Source organism: Amycolatopsis sp. NPDC047767, assembly GCF_040704195.1.
GTDB lineage: Bacteria > Actinomycetota > Actinomycetes > Mycobacteriales > Pseudonocardiaceae > Amycolatopsis.
Genome location: NZ_JBEYSJ010000051.1, coordinates 25849 through 50783, shown reverse-complemented (window position 1 = coordinate 50783; position 24935 = coordinate 25849). Strand labels below are relative to the sequence as shown.

The window sequence follows — 24935 nt, the reverse complement described above, 5'->3', positions numbered from 1 at the left end:
AGCACTCCTAGCTGCTCGAAATCGCGGTGGAAGAAGCGGCGCGGTACCAGTACTCGAGGGTCAGCACGTGCCAGAGGTGCTTCGCGCGGTCCTGCTGCCCGGCGGCGTCCTCGGCCACGAGCTTCTGCAGCGCTTCGCGTTGCAGGAACCCGGATTCGACGAGCACGCCCTCGTTCACGACCTCCCGCACCAGCGGGGCCAGGTCGCGGCTCATCCAGGCCCGCAGCGGGGCGCTGAAGAGCCCCTTCGGGCGGTAGACGATCTCCTTCGGCAGGATCGCCAGCGCGGCTTCCTTGAGCGCCGCCTTGCCCTGGCGGCCGACGATCTTCTTGTTGCCGGGCACCCGGAACGCCGCCTTGACCACCTCGACGTCGACGAACGGTGTGCGCACCTCGGTGGAGGCGGCCATCGTCGAGCGGTCGGTGTAGGTGAGGTTCAGGCCGGGCAGGAACATCCGCGTGTCGGCCAGGCACATGCGGTTGACGTAGTCACGCAGGTGCTGGTCGTGGTAGGTGTCGGCGTGCTCGGTGAGCACGTCGTCGACGTCGGCGGCCAGGTCCGGGTTCACGAGGTCGAGCAGCTCGCCGCGGTCGTACATCGTGTAGCTGCGACGGAACGCCGTCTCCTCCGGCAGCTCCGCGAACGACAGGAACCGCTTGGCGAAGCGCACCGTGCGGTAGCCGCGGCTGGCGGACGCGACCGGCAGGCGGTCCACGACGGTCTCGATGGGCTTGCGCACCAGGCCCGGAACGCGTTGGTAGCGCAGGGCGAGCTGGTTCGCGTAGTGCTTGCGGTAGCCGGCGAACATCTCGTCGGCGCCCATGCCGGACAGCATCACCTTCACGCCGGCCTCGCGCGCGGCCGAGCAGATGAGGAACGAGTTGATGGCCGCGGGGTCGCCGATGGGCTCGTCCAGGTGGTAGGTCATGCGCGGCAACAGGTCGAGCACCTGCGGCGCGATCTCGATCTCGTGCAGGTCCACGCCGAACTGCTTGGCGACGATCCGGGCGTACTTCAGGTCGTCCGGCATCGCCTCGAACTTGGCGTCCTCGGCGCGGAAACCGATGGTGTAAGCCGAGATCCCGGGCTGCCGGCGCGCGGCGAGCGCAGTGAGGTAACTGGAGTCCAGGCCGCCGGAGAGGAAGGTGGCGACCGGGACGTCGGAGAGCAGGTGCTTGCTCGTGGAGTCGGCGATCACCTGGTGCAGGTCGACGTCGCCGCGATAGGCCTCGCCTTCCTCGGCGACCTGACGCAGCGACCAGTACGCGCCGCGCTCGCTCGTGCCGTCGGGACGGAAGCGCACCCACGTGCCGGGCTGAAGCTTCTCGACCTCGCGGTACGCGCACCGGCTGTCGGGCACCCAGTAGTACAGCAGCGACGCGATGAGTGCCGCTTTGTCGACTTCCAGCGTGCCGCCGAGCTCGGTGGCCAGCGCCTTGAGCTCCGAGGAGAACGCGACGCCACCGTTGCGCTGCACGAAGAACAGCGGCTTGATGCCCAGCTGGTCGCGCACCAGCGTGAGCTCACCGGTGCGTTCGTCGAAGACGCCGAACGCGAACATCCCACGCAGCCGCGGCAGGCAGTCGACGCCCCACTCGCGCCACGCCCGCAGCAGCACCTCGGTGTCGGACGTGCCGCGGAACCGCACTCCCTTGCCCTCCAGCTCCGCGCGCAGCTCGGGCGCGTTGTAGAGCTCGCCGTTGTACGTCAGCGCGAGCCCCTCGGCCACCATCGGCTGCGCGCCCGTCTCGGACAGGTCCACGATCGACAGCCTGCGGTGTCCGAAGTGGACTTCCCCGGCGCCGGCCCGGTGGTCGTAGCGACCCGAACCGTCGGGCCCGCGGTGCGCGAGGCACTTCGTGAGCCGATCGGTGAGCGGGCCGCCGTCCGGCCAGTGGTAGGCACCTGCGATGCCGCACATGTGCGTGACCCTCTCTAGCTTTCCGGACCGGACTGGACGGGCGCGAACTTCTTGGTCGGCATCTCGGAGTTGCCGGGCTCGGACTTGCGCTGTTCCGGCGCGCGCTCTTCGGGCTTGCGCGGCACGGGGCTCAGCCGACGCGTCGGCGCTTCGAGGTGGTCCTTCTTCTCGGCCGGCATGACCGGATTGACGACCGAAGCCTCGACAGTCGTCTCGCTGTCATGCTCCACCGGCCAGTCGATCGGCTTCTCCGGCTCCTGCTCGACGAACTTCCGCGGCGGCTGCTCGATCTGCTTGGCCGCGACGACGGACGCACGCCCGCGCAACGCGGTGTGCAGCCCGTCCCACAACGTCCCGTCGGTCTGGTCCTTCGGGTCCGGATCGACGAGCACCACGCCCAGGATCGGGATGCCGCAGTCGGCGAGCTGCCGGGCCACCGTGTGCAGCCACAGTGTGTTCGCGTGGCCCGAGCGCACGACCAGCACCGTCTCCGTGCCGAGATATTCCAGGTCCGTCCACGCCGTGCCCGGCGCGACCGTGCCGACACCGAGCCGGTAGACCGCGCGCTTGATCGACGGGTCCCCGACCTCGACCACCTTCACGTCGCCGGCCACGGTCAGCCGTTTCGCGTCGTGGCGCGGCAGGTCGTCGATCACCACGACCGGCCCGTCCTCGGCCAGCTCCGCCGCCATGTCCACCGCGAGCCCCGCGGCCACGCCGGGCGCCCCGAGCTCCAGCAACGACAGCGGCCCACGTTCGGCCCGGGCCGCCCGCACGAGCGTCACGGCCACGCGCTTGCGTTCGACCACCGGCTTCGACTTGGCCCACAGCCGCTTCGGGCCGCGCAGCTTCGACGGCAGCTGCGCGATCACCGACGCACCGAGGTGCTCGGAGACCTCGCGCCGCAGCACCGGCCGGTCGCGCACGAGCGCGGTGACCATCGCCAGGGCCAGCCCGAGGGCGAGCCCCAGTGCGAAGCCGATGGCGCCGTTGGTGGCGGCCGTCTTGAGGAACGACACCTTCTGGATCGCCGGCGCGTCCACGATCTGCGTGCCTGCGGCCACCTGCGGAGTGCCGATGCCCGCCTGTTGCGCCTGGTTCTGCAGGTCGGCGATCTTCGACACGAGGTCCGCGCGCTGCGTGTACAGCTGCTCCAGCGTGCCCGCGTTGGCCCGGTTGCCCTTGTCCGCCTCGGCGGCGGCCTGCGCGTCGATCTGCGCCAGCTGCTGCTGTGCCTGGGTGCGCTGATCGGTCAGCGCCTTGGCCTGCGCGGTCGCCGCGGCCTGGTTGCGTTGCACGTGGTCGGCGATGAAGGCGTCGGCCAGCGCCTTGGCCTTGGCGACGGCGTCGTCCTTGGTCTTGGCCGTCACCGTCACCTGCATGACGTTGTTGGTCAGGCCGAGGCCGGTGTAGTCCTTCAGGAAGTCTTCGGTCGTCTCGGTGCTGTGCACCTTCTGCAGCGCGGCCGACGCGATCTTCGCGGTCTCCAGGACGGCGACGTCGGTGCGCATCAGCGTGCCGCTGTCGGTCGGCGAGTCGTCCGGGTGGATCACGATGATCTTGGTGACCGCGGTCGGCGGGGCCGGCAGCAGCACGGCCACCGCACCGCCGAGCACGAGGCCCAGCAACGCGAAGGTGACCCACAGCCGGCGGTGCCGCCGCACGGCGACGACGAGCCGCTGGAAGTCGATCAGCGGCGGCGAGGAATTCTGCGAACCGGTCACGACGAACCTGCCATCACGTCACGGTCCACCGGGACCTGGGGTGGATCCGCCGAGGCGGGGTCTCTGCGTGGTTTCCCGGTGACGCGGACCTGACGCGTGAGCACGGCGCCGAGCACCTCGTGGCCCGCGTCGGCGCACGCCTCGGCGATCGTCACGAGCTCCCACGCGCTGCGGCTGCCGACCGAAAGCACCACCAGCACGCCTGCGGTGCCGTCGGGCACGGTCGGCTGCGCGCCGGAGCCCACGGTGACCTCCGTGATCGTCAGCTCCACCCGCACGCGCTCGGTTTCGGCGACCTTCGCGAACTGCGCCGCGGCGCGCCGGGCCGCGCTGTCGCCGGCGGCGATGAGCACGAGCAGCCGCAGCACGCCGTCGCGGTCGGTGCCCAGCCGGGCGAACACCCGGCGGTAGCGCACCTCGCGGCTGGCCGCGTCGGCCGAAGCCGGCACCTCCGGCAGGTTCCACGGCTTGTCGCTGCCCGTGATCCGGCGCAGCACACCCCGGAACCCGCCGACGCTCTCGCGCTCACCGGTCTCCGGCACGTCGACGCTCGCCAGCACCGGCGCGCCCAGCGCCGAGCCGATCTCCGTCTCGCTGCGCGGACGGCGGTCGCTGCGCGCGCCGAAGAGGTAGCTGAGCAGGCCGATGAGGAAGAACAGGATCGCGCCGCCGCCGGCGAGCTGCGGCAAAGTGGGCGCAGCGGCGGAGGTCGGCTTCTCCGACGGCCCCATCACGACCATGTTCCCGGCGCCCGTGGCCGCGTCGGCCGCGTCGAGGTTGTTCATCGCCTGCTCCAGCGAGGTGCGCAGGCCCTGCAGCTCCGTGCGGACCTGCACGCCCTCCACCGTCTGGCCGTCGGACACCGAACGGGACAGGTCGAGGATGCGCTGGTTGGTCTGCGCCACCTGCTGGCGCAGCGCCTCCCGCTGCTCCTGCGCGAGCTGCGCCGACGAGCCGGCCGAGTTGGACAGCAGCTGCGTGGAGTACTTCACGAACTCCTGCGCCACCTGATCGGCCAGCTGCTGCGCGTGCGCCGGGGTGTCGCTGCTCGCGGTGATCGCCACGACGTTGCCTTGCGCCACCGAGGCCGTGACCTTCTTCTGGAGGTCCGGACCGCTGTCCCGCATGCCGAGCGCCGCGGCCGCGCGGTCCAGGACCACCGAGCTGGTGGCCACCTGGGCCTGCGTCAGCAGCTCGTCGGCCTGGCGCGGGCCCTGCAGCAGCACGCTCGCCGTGGTCTCGTACCCGGGCGAAAGCACGACTGAAGCCCCCGCACCGACGCCCGCCCCCACGACCACCAGGATCAGCAGCGCCCTCCAGCGTCTGCGCAGAACCTGCCCCACCATCGAAAGTCGTACCGTGTCGTCACTCAAAACCGGGGTCTCCCCTCCGAAAGTGGCGTACCGGTCACTGACCCCGTCGTCGTGCTGGAGGCGTTGGTTACACCGAACGCACGAACCTTGTTCAAACCGCGATCAAGCACAGGAGCTCAGCGCACAGCCCGCTCATACGCCGCGAGCAGCGCTTTCTGCGAGTTCTCCCAGGCCAGCGGCCCACTGACCCGCGCCTTGCCGAGTTCGCCCATCCGGACGCGCATCTGCGGGTCGTCGAGCAGCACGGCGACGAGCTTCGCGAACTCGGTCACGTCGTTGGCCGGCGCGTAGAGCGCGGCTTCCCCCGCGGACACGCGGGCCTCGCGCAGCTCGAACGAGACGATGGGCTTGCTCATCGCCATGTACTCCATGATCTTGTTCATGGTCGACACGTCATTGAGCGGATTCAGCGGGTCGGGCGAAAGGCACACGTCGGCCGCGGACAGGTAGCGCAGCAGGTCGGCGTCGGAGACCCGGCCGGTGAACTCGACCTGATTTTCCAGGCCCAGTTCCTTCGACAGCGCCACCACGTCGTCGAACGCGTCGCCGGCACCCACGAACACGGCGTGCCAGTCGTCGCGGCCGATCTCGTCGCGCAGGGAAGCCAGCGCGCGCAACGCGTAGTCCACGCCGTCCTGCGGCCCCATCACGCCGAGGTAGCAGAGCAGGTGCGGTTTGCCGCGTTTGAGCTCCGGCTCCGCCGGCACCTCGTGGAAGCGTTCGACCACGGGCGCGCTGCGGACCACGAACACGTCCTCGGGCCGCTTGCCGCCGCGGATGAGGGCGACCTGGCGGTAGCTCTCGTTGGTGGCGATCACGACGTCGGCCGCGCGGTACGTGGAGCGTTCGAGCGCGCAGACGCCGCGGTAGAGCAGGTCCTGGCCGCGGTCGAAGCGCGAGAGGTACAGCTCCGGCACGAGGTCGTGCTGGTCGAAGATGAACTTCGCGCCCTGGCGCTTGAGCATCCGCGCCACGAGGAACAGCAGGTCCGGCGGGTTGCAGGCGTGGACCACGTCGACCGGGCCGACCTTGCGGGCCAGCCGGAACGTGTGCCAGACGGCGGAGCCGTACTCCTGCACGTAGCCCGCGGGGCCGCCGGTCGCGGCCTTGAGCGGGTAGCGGTGGATGTGCACGTCGTCGATGACGGCTTCGGGTTCGGTGTCGCGTTTCGTGCCCTGCGGGCAGATCACGTGCACCTCCCAGCCGGCGTCGCGCAGTGTCTGGCACTCCTGCCACACGCGGCGGTCGAACGGGACCGAGAGGTTCTCGACCAGGATCAGGGCTTTTTTCTTGTCACCAGGCAAGGCCGACGTATCCCTCTTCGGCCCGGCGCACCTCGGCGTCGGGGAGGCGGACGAGGTCGACGAGCGTCTGCTCGCCGCCGTGGGGAAGAGCGGCCAGCACGGCCGGGTCGGCGGTGCCGACGAGGCACACCTCGGCGTGCTCCAGCACCTCTTCGACCGAGCCCGCAAGCAGCTGTCCCAGGTGCGGCAGCCGGCTCTCGATGTACTCGCGGTTGGCGCCCATCAGGCGCGACAGGCTCACGTTGGCGTCGTAGATCTTGAGGTCGAAGCCCTTGCCCAGCAGCCGCTCGGCCAGCTCGACGAGCGGGCTCTCGCGCAGGTCGTCCGTGCCCGGTTTGAACGACAGGCCGAACAGGCCCACCTTGCGCTTGCCGGTGCGCGCGACGAGGTCGAACGCCCGCTGCAGGTGATCTTCGTTCGACGGCAGCACGTGCTCGAGGATCGGCACCGACACGTCGGCGCGGCGCGCGGCGTAGACCAGTCCGCGCAGGTCCTTCGGCAGGCAAGAACCACCGAACGCGAAGCCCGGGCGCAGGTACGCGGGGCTCACGTTGAGCTTGCGGTCGGCGAGGAAGACGTCCATCACCTTGTGCGAGTCGAGCCCGAGGGCGCGGCACACGGCGCCGAGCTCGTTGGCGAAGCCGATCTTCAAGCCGTGGAAGGCGTTGTCGGCGTACTTGGTCATCTCCGCGACCGGGATCGGCACGCGGAAGACGTCGCCGGGCAGGCCCGTGTACAGCTCGGCCACGATGTCGCCGCTGGCGCCGTCGAGCTCGCCGATCACGGTCTTGGGCGGGTCGAAGAAGTCGCGCACGCTGGTGCCCTCGCGCAGGAACTCCGGGTTCACCGCCACACCGAAGTCGACGCCCGCGGTGCGGCCGCTGGACTTCTCCAGGATCGGCACGAGCAGGTCGAGGCAGGTGCCCGGCAGCATCGTGCTGCGGAAGACGACCGTGTGCCGGCGCTCTTTGGATGTCACAGCCTTGTGCGCCAACGCTTCGCCGATCTCGTCGGCCACGCGTTCGAGGTACTCGGTGGAGAGGCTGCCGTTGGGCGCCGAAGGCGTGCCCACGCAGACCAGCGACACGTCGGTCGCCGCCACCGCCTCGGCCACGTCGGTGGTCGCGCGCAGCGCCCCCGACGCCACCACCTCGGCCGTCAGCTCACCGATGCGTTCCTCGACCACCGGCGCCTTGCCGCGCGTCACCAGGTCGACCTTCACCGGGTTCACGTCGACCCCGACGACCTCGTGCCCGTTCCCCGCCAGACAGGCCGCGGACACACACCCCACGTACCCCAGCCCGAAGACACTGATCCTCACGCTTGAACCTCCGCCCGCATTCGCTGATCCCTTGGTCGGCGCGCGGACGCAGTTCGTTACCCGTTCAGGCCAGTGGAGAAATGGCAACCGGATTTGCGTATCGATTTTGCGCTGTTTCGGCAGTGTTTCAGCTCGGCGTAGTGGTCTCGACAACATTTCCCGTTGTCGTAGCGCCATTTCGGCCAAGAAGCGACGAAGCGCCGAGGAAGCTCGACAAAGCTTCCCCGGCGCCCGTTGTGCCGTCAGTTCAGTTGTTGTTCACGAACGTGCTCGCGAGACCCTGACCCGTGCTCGTGGCCGTGCCGTGGTTCTCGATCGGCGAGACCTTCGAGTTCTTGAAGCAGATGTAGGTCACGCCGGAGTCGGTACCACCGTTGGACGGGTCGGGGTTGATGCCGAGGTCCTTGGCCGTCGCGTACGAAGCCTCGCCGATGATCCCGGTCGGCCCGGTGTCACCGATGACGGTGTATTCGACTTTTCCGTTGTAGATCACCGCGCAACTGCCGCCACCCTTGAGCCCGGAAGAGCTGTAGTTCCACATGCCGCTCGAACTCGGCACGACGATGTAAGGCAGCGTCGCGGCGTTCAGCGGCTTTCCGTCGCTCTGGTGGAACGCCGTGTCGCCCTGGAAACAGCAGTCGGTGTTCTCGTTGCACTGCGAAGTGCGCTGCCCGTCGCAGTCGATGTCCATGTCGGCCTTCCAGAACACGGCCCCGTTCGCGTCGCACACGGCGACGGTCTTGGACCCGGCGTCCTCGTCGGTCTTGTACTTGCCGTTCGAGATCTGGTTGCAGCTGTTGGTCTTCGCCAGCAACTGCGCCGCCGTCGGCCCGGCCGCCGGCGCCGCGGCGACCTGCGCGTGGTCCGGCCCCGCCGGCCCGGCCGACGCCGACGCCACCGCCGCCGGCATCACCGCGGCGGCGACCGCCATGGCTGCGAACAGGATCAGCTTCCTCATCGAGGCTCCCTGTCAGTCAAGAGACGTTAGTTAGGAAAGTTTCCTTACTGATTGCGGCGTAGCGCACAGGATGCCCCCGGACGCACACGGTGACAAGACTTCGCCCGTCAGTGGTTTTCCCACCGGTTGCGGACATTTGACGAAACCGCTGGTACAACCACGAAACCGTTCACGAACCCCGAAAACCGAAGTCCCGAACACCGGCACACACCCACCGCAGCAGACCCCGCCCGCCTCGCACGCCGACAACGCAGCAGCCCCCACCGCAGCGAACGCCACGCACCCGCCGCAGCGGACCCCCACCCACCAACGGAAGCCGACAACGCAACGCACCCCAGCACCCAGCCCCCGCCCGGCACCCCGATCCGAAGCCTCCCTGCGGCACAATCCAGCTTCGGGGTGCTCCCCAACGCAAGCCGCCCTGCGAGGACCGAAACCTCAGAAGTCCAGCAACCCCGTCAGCCGACCAGGCCACCGCCCATACCGCCCCACCAACACACCCTCAGCCCACTTCCGATCAAGGTCATGGCGCACCTCAACCCGATGCTGCAACCACTCCCCACCCCGAACCCCCGAACCCCCAGGCCCCGACCCGGCATACACCCGCGTCGCCCCAGCAGCTCGCAACCGCCCCAGCACCCGCCGATCCACCCGGCGCCCGGACAGCGAGTACCGGCACACCGCCCGCCCACTCAGCTCCCCCAGCAACCGCGGCGCCGCATCGAGCTCCCGCCGCAGCACGCGTTCCTCGAAGCGCCGCGCACCGAACCGATCCCAGCCGTGCGAGCCGACGTCCATCCCGGCGGCAACCAGCGAACGCAACCCGGCCCGGTCCACGAACCCCCGCGACCCGACCCGGCCGGCGAGCGGGAAGAATTCCCCGCGCAACCCACGCTCCACCAACCGCGGCAACGCGACCTCGACATCCGAGACGTTCCCGTCGTCGAAGGTCAACCGTGATTCAGGGCACTTCGCGACGACGTCCAGCAAGGTCTCGAACTGCTCCACCGTGATCCAGCGCTCGTCTTCGCCCGGATCGAGCGCGCGCTGGGGCCTGCCGATGCCGTGCACGGTGAAGTTGACCATCGCACCTCGTCCCGGTTCGGAGCGTCGGACCTCCTGTTCTCGATTAATCGACTTGGCAAATGGAGTAGTTACACTATCTACACAAAGTTATTTGCGAATCTCCAAAGTGCAGCACTTCGGCCCGCCGCCCGCCTTCCGCAGTTCGGAAATGTCCAGGTAGACGGGCTCGTAGCCCCGCTCGGCCAGCTGCGCGCCCAGTCCGACGGCCTCCAGGGGCAGCACGACGTTGCGCCCGTCGGAGACGCCGTTGAGGCCGAAGCACTCGGCGTCGGCCGCCGTGGCTATTACGGCGTCGGGGAACAGGCGCCGCAGCACGCGCTGCGAGCCGGGCGAGAAGGCCTCCGGGTAGTAGGCGATCTGCGCAGCCGTCGTGTCCGTCGCTTCGGTGAGGACGAACAGCGCCGTGTCGAGGTGGTAGTAACGCGGGTCGACGAGGCTCAGCGACACCACGGGCACGCCGAGCACCTCCTGCGCCTCCGCGTGCGCGGCCGGGTCGGTGCGGAAGCCGGTGCCGGCGAGCAGCAGCTTGCCCGTCCAGGCGAAGTCGCCCTCGGCTTCGTTGATCCGCTCGGGCATGGTCAGGTCGCGGTAGCCGTGCTCCACGAACCAGCGGCGGAAGTGCTCGGCCTCGGCCGCGCGCTGCGGCGCCCGGAAGCGCGAGCCGAGCACTCGCCCGTCCACGACGGTGCCCGAGTTCGCGGCGAACACCATGTCGGGCAGGCCGGGCTGCGGCTCGATCTCCTCGACCGTGTGGCCGAGACGGCGGTAGGTGTCGCGCAGCTCGGTCCACTGCGCCACCGCGACGTCGGCGCTGACCGGCTGCGTCGGGTCCATCCACGGGTTGATCACGTAGTCCACCGCGAAGAACCGCGGCGGGCACATCAGGTAACGGCGGGTGGTGGGCACTCGCTGCACAGACTCTGCCTGCATGATTGAAGGGTAAGGTCGACCTAACCGCGCAATCAATCGCTGTTCGCTGCGCACATACCTGCTAAACATTGCGTGTGAACACCATCGACCAGCGAATCGTTTCCTGCCTGGTGGCCAACGCGCGGTCCAGCTACGCCGAGATCGGCAAAGTCGTCGGGCTGTCCGCCCCGGCGGTCAAGCGCCGCGTCGACCGGCTACTGGAGACGGGCGTGCTGCGCGGCTTCACGGCGGTCGTCGACCCGGAGGCGCTCGGCTGGGGCACCGAGGCCTTCGTGGAGGTGCACTGCCAGGGCAACGTCACGCCCGCCCGCATCCGCGCGCGGCTCGAACCACTGCCGGAGGTCGTGGCCGCCTACACCGTCTCGGGCGCGGCCGACGCGATCGTGCACCTGCGCGCCGCCGACATCCACCACCTCGAGACGGCGCTCGAACGGCTGCGCGGGCTGGAGATCATCGACCGCACCGTTTCGACCGTCGTCCTGTCGCGGCTGCTGGAACGGCCGCCGAACCCGCAGAGCTGACCGGTTGGACCGGACAACCGGCCCGGGCTTCATCGGGAACTCGAATGAACTTATCCACATGCCGGGACACGGATGCGGGACCAGTCCATTCGGTGGCATCGTCCATGCCACAGACCGGGAAATCCGGTTTGTGTGGCCCATCGGTGGGAGACGTGCGTCACTGCGGTTCCCCCGGAAATCCCGTTACCATCGGTTACAGGTAACAAAGGGCGCCCGCCGCCGGTGACGGGATGAAGGCCTCCACTCCGGGTACCCCACACTTCGGGAACTCCCGAGTCCTCGACGAGTAACCTCGGGGGAGGCCTGGTGATCCAGCCGACATCGCCGGGCGGGCGTTTCCCCGGGGGCCGACCCGGGGTCGCAGCACGTCGGGAGAGAGGGATTCCCTGACCCATGAGCACGAGTGCGAACGGCGGTCCGGGAAGCACGGCGGCCGGCAACGGTCACAGCAGCGCTTCCCTGACCAGCTCGAGGTCGACCGAAGTCAGCAAGCTGGACCGGGTGGTCATCCGGTTCGCCGGTGACTCGGGCGACGGCATGCAGCTGACGGGCGACCGGTTCACGTCCGAGGCCGCGGCCTTCGGCAACGACCTGTCGACGATGCCGAACTTCCCCGCCGAGATCCGCGCACCACAAGGCACGATCCCGGGTGTCTCGTCGTTCCAGGTGCACTTCGCCGACTACGACATCCTCACGCCCGGCGACCGGCCCGACGTGCTGGTGGCCATGAACCCCGCGGCGCTGAAGGCGAACCTGCGTGACGTCCCGCAGGGCGGCACGATCATCCTCAACACCGACGAGTTCTCCAAGCGCAACCTCGTGAAGGTCGGGTACGACAACGACCCGCTCGACGACGAGACGCTGTCGGCCTTCCAGGTCCACCGGGTCGCCATGTCGACCCTGACCCAAGGCGCGCTCGCCGACACCGGCCTCGGCAAGAAGGACGCCGAGCGGTGCAAGAACATGTTCGCGCTCGGGCTGTTGTCGTGGATGTACCACCGGCCGACCGAGGGCACGGAGCGGTTCCTGCGCGAGAAGTTCTCCAAGAAGCCGGACATCGCCGAGGCCAACATCCTGGCCTTCCGCGCGGGCTGGAACTACGGCGAGACCACCGAGTCGTTCGCGACGACGTTCGAGGTGGCGCCGGCGAAGCTCGACCAGGGCACCTACCGGCAGATCACCGGCAACACGGCGCTCGCGTACGGGATCGTGGCGGCCGGGCAGCAGTCCGGGCTGCAGATCCTGCTGGGCACCTACCCGATCACCCCGGCGTCGGACATCCTCCACGAGCTGTCCAAGCACAAGAACTTCGGCATCATCACCTTCCAGGCCGAGGACGAGATCGCCGGCATCGGCGCGGCGCTGGGCGCCTCGTACGGCGGTGCGCTGGGCGTGACCTCGACGTCCGGCCCGGGCATCGCGCTGAAGTCGGAGACCATCGGGCTCGGCGTGATGACGGAGCTGCCGCTCGTGGTCATCGACGTGCAGCGCGGTGGTCCGTCCACCGGCCTGCCGACGAAGACCGAGCAGGCCGACCTGCTGCAGGCGATGTTCGGCCGCAACGGCGAGTCGCCCGTGCCGATCATCGCGCCACTGTCGCCCGCCGACTGCTTCGACGCGGCGCTGGAGGCCACGCGGATCGCGCTGAAGTACCGCACGCCGGTGCTGCTGCTGTCCGACGGCGCGATCGCCAACGGCTCCGAGCCCTGGCTCGTCCCCGACGTCGAGGACCTGCCCGACCTTCGCGTCGAGTTCGCCACGGAACCCAACTCCGACAACGACTCCGGCGAGTTCTGGCCCTACGTGCGCGACCCGGAGACGCTCGCGCGCGAGTGGGCCGTGCCGGGCACGCCGGGGCTGCAGCACCGCATCGGCGGCCTCGAGAAGGCCGACCGGACCGGGCACATCTCCTACGAACCCGACAACCACGACAAGATGGTGCGGCTGCGCCAGGCCAAGATCGACGGCATCGACGTGCCCGACCTGGTGGTCGACGACCCGTCGGGCGGCAAGGCGCGCGTGCTCGCGCTCGGCTGGGGCTCGTCCTACGGCCCGATCGGCGCGGCCTGCCGGCGCGTGCGCAAGCTGGGCATGCCGATCGCGCAGGCGCACCTGCGTCACCTCAACCCGCTGCCCGCGAACCTGGGCGACGTGCTCCGGGCCTACGACAAGGTCGTGGTGCCGGAGATGAACCTGGGCCAGCTCGCGCTGCTGCTGCGCGGGAAGTTCCTGGTCGACGTGCACTCGTACACCAAGGTGGCGGGGCTGCCGTTCAAGGCCGAAGAGCTGCAGAACGTGTTCGCCGACATCATCACCAGCACCGTTCCGGAGGGCGTCAAGTGACCGCCATCGACCTCGGACTGCCGCAGCTCGGTGGTCTGGACCTCGTCCCCACCACCGACGAACCGCAGAAGGCCAAGGACTACAAGTCGGACCAGGAAGTGCGCTGGTGCCCCGGCTGTGGTGACTACGTGGTGCTCAACGCCGTGCAGTCGTTCCTGCCGACGCTGGGCCTCAAGCGCGAGAACATCGTGTTCATCTCGGGCATCGGCTGCTCGTCGCGCTTCCCGTACTACCTCAACACCTACGGCATGCACTCGATCCACGGCCGCGCGCCGTCGATCGCGACCGGCCTGGCCACCACGCGCCCGGACCTGTCGGTGTGGGTCGTCACCGGCGACGGCGACGCGCTGTCCATCGGCGGCAACCACCTGATCCACGCGCTGCGCCGCAACGTGAACATCAAGATCCTGCTGTTCAACAACCGGATCTACGGCCTGACCAAGGGCCAGTACTCGCCGACGTCGGGCCAGGGCATGGTCACCAAGTCGACCCCGATGGGTTCGGTGGACACGCCGTTCAACCCGTTGTCGCTGGCGATCGGCGCCGAGGCGTCGTTCGTGGGCCGCGCGCTGGACTCCGACCGCAAGGGCCTCACCGAGGTCCTGGAGGCGGCGGCCCGCCACCGCGGCTCGGCGATCGTCGAGATCTACCAGAACTGCCCCATCTTCAACGACGGCGCCTTCGACGTCCTGAAGGACAAGGACGAGGCCGCCTCCCGGCTCATCCCGCTGAAGGCGGGCGAGCCGATGCGCTTCGGCGCCGAGGGCGAGTTCGGCGTCCGCCGCGGCGAGTGGGGTGGCCTGGACATCGCCAAGGTGAGCGACATCGGCGAGGACAACGTGGTCGTCCACGACCCGACCATCGCCGACACGTCGTACGCCTTCGCGCTGACCCGCCTGGGCGACCAGAACCTGACGCACGTCCCCACGGGCATCCTGCGCCAGGTCGAACGCCCCACCTACGACGACGGCGCCCGGGCCCAGGTGGAAGAGGCCCGCGCGGCCCGCAAGCCCGACCTGCAGGGCCTCCTGCGCGGCAAAGACACCTGGACGGTGGTTTAAAGTCTTCGAGTTTGACCAAAAAGGCCGCTGCCCACAACGGGGGCAGCGGCCTTTTTGGTCTGTCTACAACGGATTAGCTCAAGGGCCTGAAGCCGACGCGCTCGGCGTCAGCGGAAGTCCTGAACCACACTTCGGCGACCATGCGCGGGAACTGCGGCGATTCCTCGGTGCAGTACCGCAACGCCGTGACGCTGGCTTTGACCGTGAAGGCGTCCGACGGGCGGCCGCCGCCGGGGCGGGGCATGGCGGAGCCGGGGCCGAAGGGGCCGGGCGGCACGGAGTCCTCGCCGGTGTCGCGGGCCGGGGGTGGTTCCGGGGCGGCCATGGCGGCGACCTGGTTGGGCTGCACCGACGGCTCGAACAGCGAACCGCTGTGCGCGCCCGTGAGGTCCGGCTCGCGGCGTTCGACCGGGCGCATCGACGGCTGGATCGGCCGCGGCGGGTCGAAGCCGCCGCGCGGGGATTCGCGGGGCTGGCGCTTGGGCAGGCCGCCGGACTCCAGGGGTTCCTCTGTGGACTCTTCGGGCTCGTCGACTGCGGCCGCGGGCTGCGCCATGGCCGGCGTCAGGTGCTCAGTGGACTCCGGCTCGTCGAGGTAGTCGCCGCCCGGTGCGTCCTCGAACGGCGAGCGCTCCGGCAGTTCCTTCGAGAACCAGTCCGATTCGGACTGATCCGCCGCGGGCGCGGGCTGGAACAGCGACACCGGCTCGTCGGGCACGACGGGCGGGTCCAGCCGGCTCTCGAACGACGACGTGGTCTCGAACGGTTCGAGCTTGCTCTCGAACGGTTCCACCGCGCGGTGGTAGCCGCTGCCGTGGTCCTCGTCCTCGAGTTCTACCGCGTGGTGGTACCCGCTGTCCGGCTCGCGCGAGACCGGGCTGAGGTACTCCGTCGCGGCCGCGCGGTAAACGTCGCCACTGTCCACGGAGGACGCCAGGGCCGGCTCGTCCGCTTCGGGCGAAGCGCCCGGCTCCGGCGCGGTGCGGTATTCGGCGTCGTACTCCTCCTCCGGGTCGAACCCGGCGGGCGGCGCCGCGGCGATCAGCTCGGTCGGCGCGTGCTCGCGCTCGTCGCGCGTCCACGCCGGCTCACTGTCCGGCTCCGCGAGATCGGACGTGAACCCCAGCGGTTCCGAAGCCACGGGCGCGTCGACCGGCGGCAGCACCGACGTCCGGCCCGACGCGGCGGCCAGCGCGGCCGCATTGGCCGGGGTGCGCGCGTTCTCGGCGTGCGCCGACGCCAGCGCGTCTTCCAGCTCACGAATGCGCTTGCGCGCCGGCAACACGAGGACCAACCAGGCCACGAGCGCGCCGACGAAGAACGCCAGCAGGCTCCACAGCCAGACTTGTCCGAAAATGGACATCTTCTCTGCCCCTTTTAATGCGTCCGCGCGACCAGGTAGTCGGCCACCGATTCGCAAGCGTCTCGCGCAGGGGAAGCGGGCAGCGCTGCGAGCTCGGCACGTGCCCGGGAAGCGTAGTCGGAAAGGGTGACGCGCGCGCGTTCGAGTCCACTCGAGCGGCGCAGCAGCTCGAGGGCCTCGGCGACCACCTCGTCCTCGGCGATCGGGCCGGCCAGCAGCTCCACGAGCCGCGGGTCGGTGTCCGGGTCGGCCAGCGCGTAGAGCATGGGCAGCGTGCGCACGCCTTCGCGCAGGTCCGTGCCCTGCGCCTTGCCGAGCTCGTCGGACGGCGACGCGATGTCGATGATGTCGTCGGAGATCTGGAACGCCGTGCCGATGATGTCGCCGAACCGGCGCAGCGCCTGGATGTACTCCTCGGGGGCGCCGGACATCATGCCACCGAAGCGCCCCGACGTCGCGATCAGCGAGCCGGTCTTCTGCGCGATGACGGTGAGGTAGTGCTCCACGGGGTCGTCGCCGGGGCCGGGGCCGACCGTCTCGCGCATCTGGCCGGTCACGAGCTCGCCGAACGTCTCGGCGATGATCCGCGCCGCGTCCGTGCCGAGGTCGGCCACCAGGCGCGAGGCGTGGGCGAAGAGGAAGTCGCCGGTCAGGATCGCGACGGTGTTGTCCCAGCGCGCGTTCACGCTCTCCGCGCCGCGCCGCATGGTCGCTTCGTCCATCACGTCGTCGTGGTACAGCGTCGCCAGGTGCACCAGCTCCACCGCGGCGGCCGCGATGAGCACGTGGTCACCCTGGCGCGGCCCGAACTGCGCCGACAGCAGCGTGAACAGGGGACGAAAACGTTTGCCCCCCGCCTCGACCAGGTGCAACGCCGCGTCGTGCACCGCCTGCACATCGCTCTTCACGACGTCCCGCAGCATCGCCTCGACGTCCGCCAGCCCGCCGGCGATCGCCCTCAGCAGCTTCTCGTCCTCGATCTGCAGCCCGACGGTCGCGCGCAGGTCCTCGACAGCGCCATCCCGTGCAGCGGCGGCTCCCGCCCCCGGGGGTGGTGAAGACACAGACACGTCGGCTCCGCTCTCTCATGCGCCGGTCGGGTTATCCGGCTTTCAGAGTAGTGGCTACCCCTGGTACGCCGTTTACCCGCTGTCCAGGGGAAACGGTGACGAACATGACACCGGAGGGCAACCCCGTCCCAGAAGTCAAGGCCGAGCCCCGAACGGGTTGATCCCCCGGCACGGACGAGTGATCAACGCCCGGCAGCGCAACGGGCGAAACGGGCGCGCGGATATTCACTCAGTGGGAGTTCGCCGGCGCGGTCCGTGCGGCTTGAGTGCAGGGAGGTCAGGACATGCTGAAGAACGTGAAGACGGGGCTCGTCGCGGCGGTGGTGATGGCGGGGAGCGTGGTGGCCGGAGGCGTCGCCCACGCGGAGACCCCCGCGGGCGTGGCCGATCTCGGTGAAGGGAGCTTCACCAAGGGCTCGACGACAGTGACGGTGCCGACGCTGGCGCCGTGCGCGGTGGAGGGGCCGACGAGCGCGTCGGCGGGCTCGCTGAGCAAGACGGGCCTGAGCTGGGGCGGCGGCACTTCGTCCTGCACGACGACGGTGGTCGACCCCGACAACGACACCACCAGCACCAAGTCGACGGCCACCGGCAAGAACTTCGAGCTCTCGGCCCTGGTCAGCGCCGGCGGCCCGCGCATCCGGCTGTCGAGCTACACCGTCACGTGCGACGCCGTGCAGCGCCAGACCAGCGCCAACTGGACGTTCAGCGGCCTGGCCGGCATCACCGGCCTGCCCTCGCCCGTGCCGTCGGGCTACACGAAGCCGATCACGAAGTCGAACGGCACCGTGCTCGCCAACGCGGTGTTCAACACCCAGACCCTTCCTGGCGACGGCAGCATCAGCTTGACCATGCTGCGCATCGACTTCCTGCCCGCTTCGGGCATCTCCGGCAGCGTGACCGTGGGCCGCACGGCCTGCTCCCCCACGCCGTAATTTGGCCCCGGCTCCGCGGCGCTAAGCCAGCAGTTCAGCGCGCAGGTCGGCGTCGCGGAGCAGGTCGAGCAGGGACGCGTCCGAGAAGATCCGTGGCGCGCCCGGCAGCAGGGCCTGGCGGAGCATGGCGTGGAGGACGTCGGCGTGGGGCTGGTCGCGCAGGGTCCAGATGGCGCGGCGGCGGGTGTCGGCGTCGCCGTTCCACCAGTGGAACACCAGGGCCGCCACCTGGTCCACGGCGGCGGCGCGGCCGCGTTCCAGGAGGGGCCGGTTCAGGCCGCACACCTCGATCGTCGCGCGGCCCTTGTCCGTCAGAGCGCGATAGGTGCCGATGGACAGCACCAGGAACAGGTGGTCGAGCGGGTCCTCGGCGGTCGGGTCGATGAGCAGCGGCCGGCCGACGTCGTCCACCGGGAACCGGTCGCGTTTGTGGTGGCTGTTGCAGTACTCGCACGCCAGCAGGTGGTTGAGCCAGTCGAACGCCCGCCGTGGCGCCCGCGCCACCGGTTCGAAGTGGTCCACAGTGGACCCGAGACCGTCGCCGCAGTACATGCAGTAGCCGCGGCCCGAGGCCATCGCGGCGAGGTGCGTGCGGATCGAGCGGCGGGCGCCGCGGGCGGAAGTCCACAAGCGACGCGCGGTTTTGCTGTCGCCAGAAGGAATCCGCGAGGTGAGCCGCGCGAGCTCGAGAGCAACCACGGCGGGCAGCGCCACCCGGCGCAGCGCGATCACCGTTCGTCGAAGTGGCGCGTGACGTCGTCGACGCGGCTGGGCGGTGAGCTGCTGAGCCGGTCGCGCAGCTGCTCCCACTCGCGCACGCCGTCGGCGTCCGCCTGGCCGCTCGCCACGAGCATCTCCAGCTCGGCGAGGTGCTCCCGCAACTCCACGGCCCGCGGCGAGTACGGGGTATCGAGCCCGAACAGATCCGACAGCACCGCGTCATCACCGCTGCCGTAGACCACACGCTGGTACAGCTCGTCCGACACCACTCGCGGCGGCTCCTGCTCGTCCGGCCCCGGCAGGCGGATCAGGCCACCGGGATCGGCGGCCTGGCAGACATACGGGCTGTGCGTGCTCACCACGAACTGGATCCCCGGGAAATGCGCCTTCAGCCACGGCCCGATGCGCTTCTGCCACGACACGTGCAGGTGCGCGTCGACCTCGTCGATCAGCACCACGCCCGACGCGTCGACCCCCAGGCCCGCGTCCGCCAGCTGCCGCACCAGGTCCACGACCAGCGCCGTGACCGTGCGGTACCCGTCGCTCATCTCGCGCAGTGCGAAGCGTTCGCCGCGGTAGGACACCCACAGGCCGTCGGAGTCGACGTCGCGCACGCGGTAGCCGTCAGGCAGCAGGCCGTCGCCCAGCAGCGTCAGCACCGAGTCCTTCAGCTCCCGCGCACCCGCTTTGCCTTCCAGCGCCCGCAGGTGCTGGTTGATCAGCCACGCCACGCCCTCGGCCAGCGAAGCGTCCTCGCTGAACAGGCTCGCCACCCGCGCGAACTCGCCGCGCATCAGCGACTGCGCCTCGGGCGCGCCCCCGGCCAGCCGCCGGAACGGGCCGTAGCCGGCACAGAACGCGGGCCCCTCGCCCACCACCTCGACGTCGATGGAGCTGCCCTCGGCGACCAGGCTCTCGGCGAACGGCGGCTGCACGAGGGCCTGCGCCAGCGCCCGCAGGAACGTCGTCTTGCCCGACCCGTTGCGCCCGGCCAGCACGGTCCAGCCCGGCCCCGGCAGCTTCAGGTCCACCGTGCGGGCACCACGGAACCCCAGGACGTCCGTGATCCGCACCCGCTCGATGTGCATGGTGAAAAGCTTATCTGTGTTTTTGGCGTCGGCTCCGCCGACGCGTGCGAGATCGCCTTTGAGCCGGCTCCTTCCCTCCTGATGTGGTCGGCCCGGGGGCCGACCACATCAGGAGCGAAGAAACCGGCGCGATCTCGCCCAGTGGTTCAGAAACCCTACGAAGCGAATCCGCCCGAACTGGCCCACGAGAGGGCGAACGAGGGCACCAGGCCCAGCACCAGCGTCACCACCACACCGAGCGTGATGGCCGCCGTGGTGAAGCCGCCCGGGATGGCGACGGTCGGCCCGTCGGCCGCCGGCTCGGAGAAGTACATCAGCACGATCACCCGCAGGTAGAAGAACGCGGCCACCGCGCTGAACACCAGCGCGATCACCACCAGCGGGGCCATGCCGTCGGACAGGGCCGCGGAGAACACCACGAACTTGCCCACGAACCCACTGGTCAACGGGATACCGGCCAACGCCAGCAGCAGGAACGTGAACACCCCGGCCAGCACCGGCGAGCGTTTCGCCAGCCCCGCCCAGGCGGACAGGTGCGTCGCCTCACCACTGGCGTCGCGGACCAGGCTGATCACGCCGAACGCGGCGAGCGTGGTGAAGCCGTAGGCGAGCAGGTAGAACAGCGTGCTCGACAGGCCGTCCTCGGTCATCGCGATGGCGCCGACGAGCAGGAAGCCCGCGTGGGCGATCGAGGAGTACGCGATCATGCGCTTCACGTCGGTCTGCGTGAGACCGAGGATCGCGCCGATCGCCATCGAGATGATCGCCACGGCCCACAGCACCCCGCGCCACTCCCAGCTCGTGGAAGAGAACGCCACCGACAGCACGCGCAGGATGGCGCCGAACGCGGCGACCTTCGTGCACGCCGCCATGAAGGCCGTGACCGGAGTCGGCGCGCCCTGGTAGACGTCCGGCGTCCAGGTGTGGAACGGGCCGACCGAGCCCTTGAACAGCAGACCCACCACGAGCAGGCCGAGGCCCGCGAACAGCAGCGTGTCGGAGCGGTCCGAGCCGGCCGCGGCGTTGGCGATGTCGGCGAGCTTCACGGAGTTCGCGTAGCCGTAGAGCAGCGCGAGGCCGTAGAGGAAAAACGCCGAGGAGAACGCGCCGAGCAGGAAGTACTTGACCGCCGACTCCTGCGAGATGAGCCGGCGCCGGCGGGCCAGGCCGCACATGAGGTACAGCGGGAGGCTCAGCACCTCGAGCGCGATGAACATCGTCAGCAGGTCGTTGGCCGCGGTGAAGGCCATCATGCCGCCGAGTGCGAAGAGCGTGAGCGGGAAGACCTCGGTCTGCGACGTCACCGTCCCGACCGCCTGCGCCCGGTCCTGCACGGTGCCGGGGCTGATCGCGGCCTGCGCCACGAACGCGCCGCCGGGCTCCACCTTGCGGTCGGCGATGAGGAACACCGCGCCGAGCCCCAGCAGGAGCAGCGTGCCCCACAGGAACAGCGACGGGCGGTCCACCGAGATCGCGCCGGCGAACGTGGTCACGCCCGCCTTCGGCGCCGTCTTGGTGGCGTACATGATCAGCGAGACCCCGGACGCGAGGATCGCGATCACGGTCACGAAGACCTGCGCGTACCAGCGAGAGGCCTTCGGCGCGAACGCCTCCACCAGCACGCTGACGCACGCGACGCCGAAGATGATCAGCAACGGCAGCACGGCCGCGTAGTCGACCGAAGGTGTCGCCACCTGGGTCGACGGAGCCTGGGAGAGAACAGGCTCAATGAGACTGTCGAGCACGGTTTACTTGCCTCCCTGCACGGCAGACAGCGTCGCCTGCACCGACGGGGTGATCGTGTCGAGCACCGGCTTGGGGTAGAAACCCAGGCCGATGATCAGGATGACCATCGGGGCCAGGATCGCGATCTCCCGCCCGCCGAGGTCCTTGATGGCCTTCTTGGCCCCGAGCTCCGGCGCGATCGCCGTGCCCGGGCCGCCGCCCACGCCGATGAGCGCGTCACCGCGCACCGGGCCCTGCATGATCCGCTGGTAGAGCCACAGCACGTAGGCCGCGGCGAGCACCATGCCGACCGTCGCGATGATCGTGTACACCGGCTGGGTCACGAACGAGCCGATGAGCACCAGGAACTCGCTCACGAACGAGTTGGTGCCCGGCAGCGACAGCGCCGAAAGGCCGGCGATCAGCAGCATCCCGCCGAGCAGCGGGGTCACCTTCGCCATGCCGCCGTAGTCGGAGATCCGCGTGGACCCGCCGCGCATCACGATCAGGCCGACCACCACGATGAGCATCCCGGTCGACAGGCTGTGGTTCAGCATGTACGAGACCGAGCCGATCATCGCCTGCTCGTTGAAGGCGAAGATGCCCAGCGAGATGAAGCCGAAGTGGGCGATCGAGACGTAGGCGATGAACCGCTTCATGTCGCTCTGCCCGGCCGCGAGGATCGAGCCGTAGATCACGCCGATCACCGAGAGCACCAGCACCAGTGGCGCCAGCGCCTTGCTCGCCTCGGGGAACATCGGCAGGCAGTAGCGCAGGAAGCCGAACGTGCCGACCTTGTCCAGCACACCCACCAGCAGCACCGCGACGCCGATCGGGGCCTGGCCCGCGGCGTCCGGGAGCCAGGTGTGGAACGGCACCAGTGGCGCCTTGATCGCGAAGGCGAGGAAGAAGCCGAGGAACAGCCAGATCTGCGTGCCCGTCGGCGCGTCGCGCACGACCGTGACCAGCGTGGCCCAGTCGAACGTGCCGTGGCCCAGCTTGTCGGCCGCCAGCGAGTACGCGCCGATCGCCGAGGCCAGCATGATCAGGCCGCCGAGGAACGAGTACAGGAAGAACTTCACGGCCGCGTACTGCCGGTTCGCGCCGCCGTAGCCGCCGATCAGGAAGTACATCGGGATCAGCATGATCTCGAACAGCACGTAGAAGAGGAACACGTCGGTCGCCGCGAAGACGCCGATCGTGATCGCCTCCTGCAGCAGGATCAGCGACAGGAACCCGCCGGCGCTGCGGCCGGCCGGGAGCTTGTCGGTGAGCCCGAGCGCGCCCACGACGATCGGCACCAGCAGCGCGATCACCGCGATCATGATCAGCGAGATGCCGTCGGTGCCGAACGAGATGTGGATGCCGAAGGTGGGGATCCAGTCCATCGAGGTGGCCTGCTGGATCCTCGCTCCCGAAGGCGAGTAGCTCGCCCAGAACGGGATGATCAGCAGGAACTCCACAATGGACACGACGAGCGCGGTCGCGATCGCGGCCCGGTCGTTCCCCTTGAGGAACGCCAGCACCAGCGAGCCGACCAGCGGCAGCAGGATGAGCGCCAGGAGCCAAGTCATGTCAGGAGAACCTCACCAGCAGAAGGGCCGCCAGAAGCAGGAACGTGCCGCCGAGCATGGACAGCGCGTACGACCGGACGAAACCGGTCTGCAGCCGCCTGAGCCGGCCGGACCCGCCGCCGAGGGCCGCGGCGAGGCCGTTGACCGCCCCGTCGACCCCGCGGTTGTCGACGTACACCAGCGCCCGCGCGAGCCAGGTGCCCGGACGGGCGACCAGCGTCTCGTTGAGGGCGTTGCCGTACAGGTCGTTGCGAGCCGCCCGGACGACCCAGGAGACGCGCTGCGGGCGCTCGACCGGGATGTCCCGGCCGGGGCGGAAGATCCAGACCGCGAGCAGTGCGCCGATCAGGGCGAGCGCGAGGGTCAGCCACGGGATCGCGGCGGCGGAGATCGGGGCGTGCTCGGCTTCGTGGTACGCGCCGACGGTCGGGGCCAGCCAGTTTTCGAACCGGTCGCCGATGGCGAAGAACGCACCGGAGCCGACCGAGCCGATTGCCAGGATCGCCATCGGGATCCACATGATCGGCTTGGACTCGTGCGGGTGGAAGTCGCGGCCGTCGGAGCTCTTGATCTCCTTCCAGCGCGACTTGCCGAAGAAGGTCATCATCATCAGGCGCGTCATGTAGAACGCGGTGAGCCCGGCGCCGATGATGCCCGCGAGGCCGAAGACCCAGCCGCGCCAGCCTTCCTGGCCGAACGCCGCCTCGATGATCGCGTCCTTCGTGTAGTAGCCCGCGAGGAACGGGAACCCGATCAGCGCGAGGTAACCGAGGCCGAAGGTGACGAAGGTGATCGGCATCTTCTTGGCCAGGCCGCCGAACTTGCGCATGTCGACCTCGTCGTTCATGCCGTGCATGACCGAACCGGCCCCGAGGAACAGCCCGGCCTTGAAGAAGCCGTGGGCCACGAGGTGCATGATGCCCAGCGCGTAGATGCCCGGCCCGAGGCCGACCGCCAGCATCATGTAGCCGATCTGGCTGACGGTGGAGTAGGCGAGCACCTTCTTGATGTCGTCGTAGGCACAGCCGACGATGCACCCGATCAGCAGCGTGACCGCGCCGACGAGCGTGACCACCAGCCGGCCGTCCGGCGTCGCGGAGAAGATCACGTTGGAGCGGGCGACCAGGTAGACGCCGGCGGTGACCATCGTTGCCGCGTGGATCAGGGCCGAGACCGGGGTCGGGCCCTCCATCGCGTCGGGCAACCAGGCCTGCAGCGGGAACTGGCCCGACTTACCGCAGGCGCCCAGCAGCAGCAGGATCGCGATCGCGGTGATCGCGGCCGGCGGGATCTGGCCGTTGGTCAGGCCGTCGAAGACCTGGGTGTAGCCGGTGGAACCCGTGTACTTGAACATCAGGAAGATCGCCAGCGCGAGCCCGACGTCACCGACGCGGTTCATCAGGAACGCCTTCTTCGCGGCCGTGGCCGCGGACGGGCGGTTCTGGTACCAGCCGATGAGCAGGTAGGACGCGAGACCCACGCCTTCCCAGCCGAGGTACAGCGTCACGAAGCTGTTGCCCAGCACCAGGATCAGCATCGAGGCGACGAAGAGGTTCAGGTACGCGAAGAAGCGGTACCGGCCCTCGTCGTCGGCCATGTAGCCGATCGAGTAGAAGTGGATCAACATGCCGACGCCGGTGATCAGCAGGACGAACGTCAGCGACAGCGCGTCGATGCGCAGCCCGAAGTCCACCTGCAGCTGACCCGCGGGGATCCACGAGTACAGGTTGACGTTCTCGGTCGCGTTGCCCGCCGTCGAGAAGAACAGGATCACGGCGTAGACGAAAGCCAGGACGACGGTGGCGGTGCCGAGCAGGTGCCCCCAGGCCTTCGCCCGTTTCCCGGCGAGCAGGAGGATCAGGGCTCCGAGGGCCGGAAGGGCCACCAGCAGCCACGATGATGCGGTCACACTAGCCCT

At 69.4% G+C, this 24935-nt stretch carries 19 protein-coding genes; 4 read left to right on the top strand and 15 right to left on the bottom strand.

Annotated elements, in window-relative coordinates:
* Window positions 1-7: 7 nt before the first annotated feature.
* From asnB to ddaH, 8 genes are all read right to left on the bottom strand, one after another.
* Window positions 8-1921, bottom strand: coding sequence for an asparagine synthase (glutamine-hydrolyzing) (gene asnB / locus AB0878_RS46180; RefSeq protein ID WP_366589194.1), 1914 nt, complete (start codon window positions 1919-1921; stop codon window positions 8-10).
* Window positions 1922-1935: 14 nt separating this feature from the next.
* Window positions 1936-3645 carry a Wzz/FepE/Etk N-terminal domain-containing protein gene (locus AB0878_RS46175; protein WP_366589192.1) on the bottom strand — a complete coding sequence of 570 codons (1710 nt, stop codon included), beginning with the start codon at window positions 3643-3645 and terminating at the stop codon, window positions 1936-1938.
* Entirely contained in the window at window positions 3642-4991 is a 1350-nt protein-coding gene (locus AB0878_RS46170; RefSeq protein ID WP_366589189.1) for an exopolysaccharide biosynthesis protein, read from the bottom strand. The genes AB0878_RS46175 and AB0878_RS46170 overlap by 4 nt, the downstream gene beginning before the upstream one ends.
* Window positions 4992-5134: 143 nt before the next feature.
* Complete coding sequence (locus AB0878_RS46165; protein ID WP_366589187.1) at window positions 5135-6322, bottom strand: glycosyltransferase family 4 protein; 1188 nt, start codon at window positions 6320-6322, stop codon at window positions 5135-5137.
* A complete protein-coding gene (locus AB0878_RS46160; protein ID WP_366589185.1) occupies window positions 6312-7643 on the bottom strand; it encodes a nucleotide sugar dehydrogenase in 1332 nt (443 codons plus the stop codon). Before AB0878_RS46160 ends, AB0878_RS46165 begins: the two co-directional genes overlap by 11 nt.
* A 247-nt stretch (window positions 7644-7890) precedes the next feature.
* On the bottom strand, window positions 7891-8601 hold the full coding sequence (locus tag AB0878_RS46155) for a glycoside hydrolase family 75 protein (protein WP_366589182.1): 711 nt from the start codon (window positions 8599-8601) through the stop codon (window positions 7891-7893).
* A 438-nt stretch (window positions 8602-9039) separates the two neighbouring features.
* Complete coding sequence (locus AB0878_RS46150) at window positions 9040-9687, bottom strand: polysaccharide deacetylase family protein (protein WP_366589180.1); 648 nt, start codon at window positions 9685-9687, stop codon at window positions 9040-9042.
* Between the two features lie 87 nt (window positions 9688-9774).
* Window positions 9775-10617 (bottom strand): dimethylargininase, encoded by an 843-nt coding sequence (gene ddaH / locus AB0878_RS46145; protein WP_366589178.1) that lies wholly within the window; start codon window positions 10615-10617, stop codon window positions 9775-9777.
* A 74-nt stretch (window positions 10618-10691) separates the two neighbouring features.
* On the opposite strand from ddaH, the gene AB0878_RS46140 reads away from it, so the two are divergent.
* From AB0878_RS46140 to AB0878_RS46130, 3 genes are all read left to right on the top strand, one after another.
* On the top strand, window positions 10692-11138 hold the full coding sequence (locus AB0878_RS46140; protein ID WP_220245995.1) for an Lrp/AsnC family transcriptional regulator: 447 nt from the start codon (window positions 10692-10694) through the stop codon (window positions 11136-11138).
* 393 nt (window positions 11139-11531) lie between these two features.
* Window positions 11532-13481, top strand: a complete 1950-nt coding sequence (locus AB0878_RS46135) for a 2-oxoacid:acceptor oxidoreductase subunit alpha (protein WP_366589174.1) — start codon at window positions 11532-11534, stop codon at window positions 13479-13481.
* A complete protein-coding gene (locus AB0878_RS46130) occupies window positions 13478-14542 on the top strand; it encodes a 2-oxoacid:ferredoxin oxidoreductase subunit beta (protein WP_366589171.1) in 1065 nt (354 codons plus the stop codon). The genes AB0878_RS46135 and AB0878_RS46130 overlap by 4 nt, the downstream gene beginning before the upstream one ends.
* Window positions 14543-14615: 73 nt before the next feature.
* On the opposite strand, the gene AB0878_RS46125 is transcribed toward AB0878_RS46130, so the two are convergent.
* Window positions 14616-15905, bottom strand: a complete 1290-nt coding sequence (locus AB0878_RS46125) for a hypothetical protein (protein ID WP_366589169.1) — start codon at window positions 15903-15905, stop codon at window positions 14616-14618.
* Between the two features lie 14 nt (window positions 15906-15919).
* Window positions 15920-16969, bottom strand: a complete 1050-nt coding sequence (locus AB0878_RS46120) for a polyprenyl synthetase family protein (protein WP_366589217.1) — start codon at window positions 16967-16969, stop codon at window positions 15920-15922.
* Window positions 16970-17259: 290 nt separating this feature from the next.
* Between AB0878_RS46120 and AB0878_RS46115 the strand changes: the two genes are divergently transcribed.
* Entirely contained in the window at window positions 17260-17910 is a 651-nt protein-coding gene (locus AB0878_RS46115) for a hypothetical protein (RefSeq protein ID WP_366589167.1), read from the top strand.
* 21 nt (window positions 17911-17931) lie between these two features.
* On the opposite strand, the gene AB0878_RS46110 is transcribed toward AB0878_RS46115, so the two are convergent.
* From AB0878_RS46110 to nuoL, 5 genes are all read right to left on the bottom strand, one after another.
* Window positions 17932-18642, bottom strand: coding sequence for an HNH endonuclease (locus AB0878_RS46110; protein ID WP_366589165.1), 711 nt, complete (start codon window positions 18640-18642; stop codon window positions 17932-17934).
* Window positions 18639-19718 carry an AAA family ATPase gene (locus AB0878_RS46105; protein WP_366589162.1) on the bottom strand — a complete coding sequence of 360 codons (1080 nt, stop codon included), beginning with the start codon at window positions 19716-19718 and terminating at the stop codon, window positions 18639-18641. Before AB0878_RS46105 ends, AB0878_RS46110 begins: the two co-directional genes overlap by 4 nt.
* 155 nt (window positions 19719-19873) lie before the next feature.
* Entirely contained in the window at window positions 19874-21448 is a 1575-nt protein-coding gene (gene nuoN / locus AB0878_RS46100; protein WP_366589215.1) for an NADH-quinone oxidoreductase subunit NuoN, read from the bottom strand.
* A gap of 18 nt (window positions 21449-21466) precedes the next feature.
* Window positions 21467-23017 (bottom strand): NADH-quinone oxidoreductase subunit M, encoded by a 1551-nt coding sequence (locus AB0878_RS46095; protein WP_366589160.1) that lies wholly within the window; start codon window positions 23015-23017, stop codon window positions 21467-21469.
* A gap of 1 nt (window position 23018) precedes the next feature.
* Window positions 23019-24926 carry an NADH-quinone oxidoreductase subunit L gene (gene nuoL, locus AB0878_RS46090; protein WP_364045043.1) on the bottom strand — a complete coding sequence of 636 codons (1908 nt, stop codon included), beginning with the start codon at window positions 24924-24926 and terminating at the stop codon, window positions 23019-23021.
* Between the last annotated feature and the right edge of the window lie 9 nt (window positions 24927-24935).

What these genes read in the sequence shown, in the direction of transcription:
- AB0878_RS46150 (WP_366589180.1), bottom strand. Translation starts at nt 9,687, where the DNA reads ATGGTCAACTTCACCGTGCACGGCATCGGCAGGCCCCAGCGCGCGCTC.
- AB0878_RS46135 (WP_366589174.1), top strand. Translation starts at nt 11,532, where the DNA reads ATGAGCACGAGTGCGAACGGCGGTCCGGGAAGCACGGCGGCCGGCAAC.
- AB0878_RS46115 (WP_366589167.1), top strand. Translation starts at nt 17,260, where the DNA reads ATGCTGAAGAACGTGAAGACGGGGCTCGTCGCGGCGGTGGTGATGGCG.
- AB0878_RS46155 (WP_366589182.1), bottom strand. Translation starts at nt 8,601, where the DNA reads ATGAGGAAGCTGATCCTGTTCGCAGCCATGGCGGTCGCCGCCGCGGTG.
- AB0878_RS46170 (WP_366589189.1), bottom strand. Translation starts at nt 4,991, where the DNA reads ATGGTGGGGCAGGTTCTGCGCAGACGCTGGAGGGCGCTGCTGATCCTG.
- AB0878_RS46125 (WP_366589169.1), bottom strand. Translation starts at nt 15,905, where the DNA reads ATGTCCATTTTCGGACAAGTCTGGCTGTGGAGCCTGCTGGCGTTCTTC.
- ddaH (WP_366589178.1), bottom strand. Translation starts at nt 10,617, where the DNA reads ATGCAGGCAGAGTCTGTGCAGCGAGTGCCCACCACCCGCCGTTACCTG.
- AB0878_RS46095 (WP_366589160.1), bottom strand. Translation starts at nt 23,017, where the DNA reads ATGACTTGGCTCCTGGCGCTCATCCTGCTGCCGCTGGTCGGCTCGCTG.
- asnB (WP_366589194.1), bottom strand. Translation starts at nt 1,921, where the DNA reads ATGTGCGGCATCGCAGGTGCCTACCACTGGCCGGACGGCGGCCCGCTC.
- AB0878_RS46105 (WP_366589162.1), bottom strand. Translation starts at nt 19,718, where the DNA reads ATGCACATCGAGCGGGTGCGGATCACGGACGTCCTGGGGTTCCGTGGT.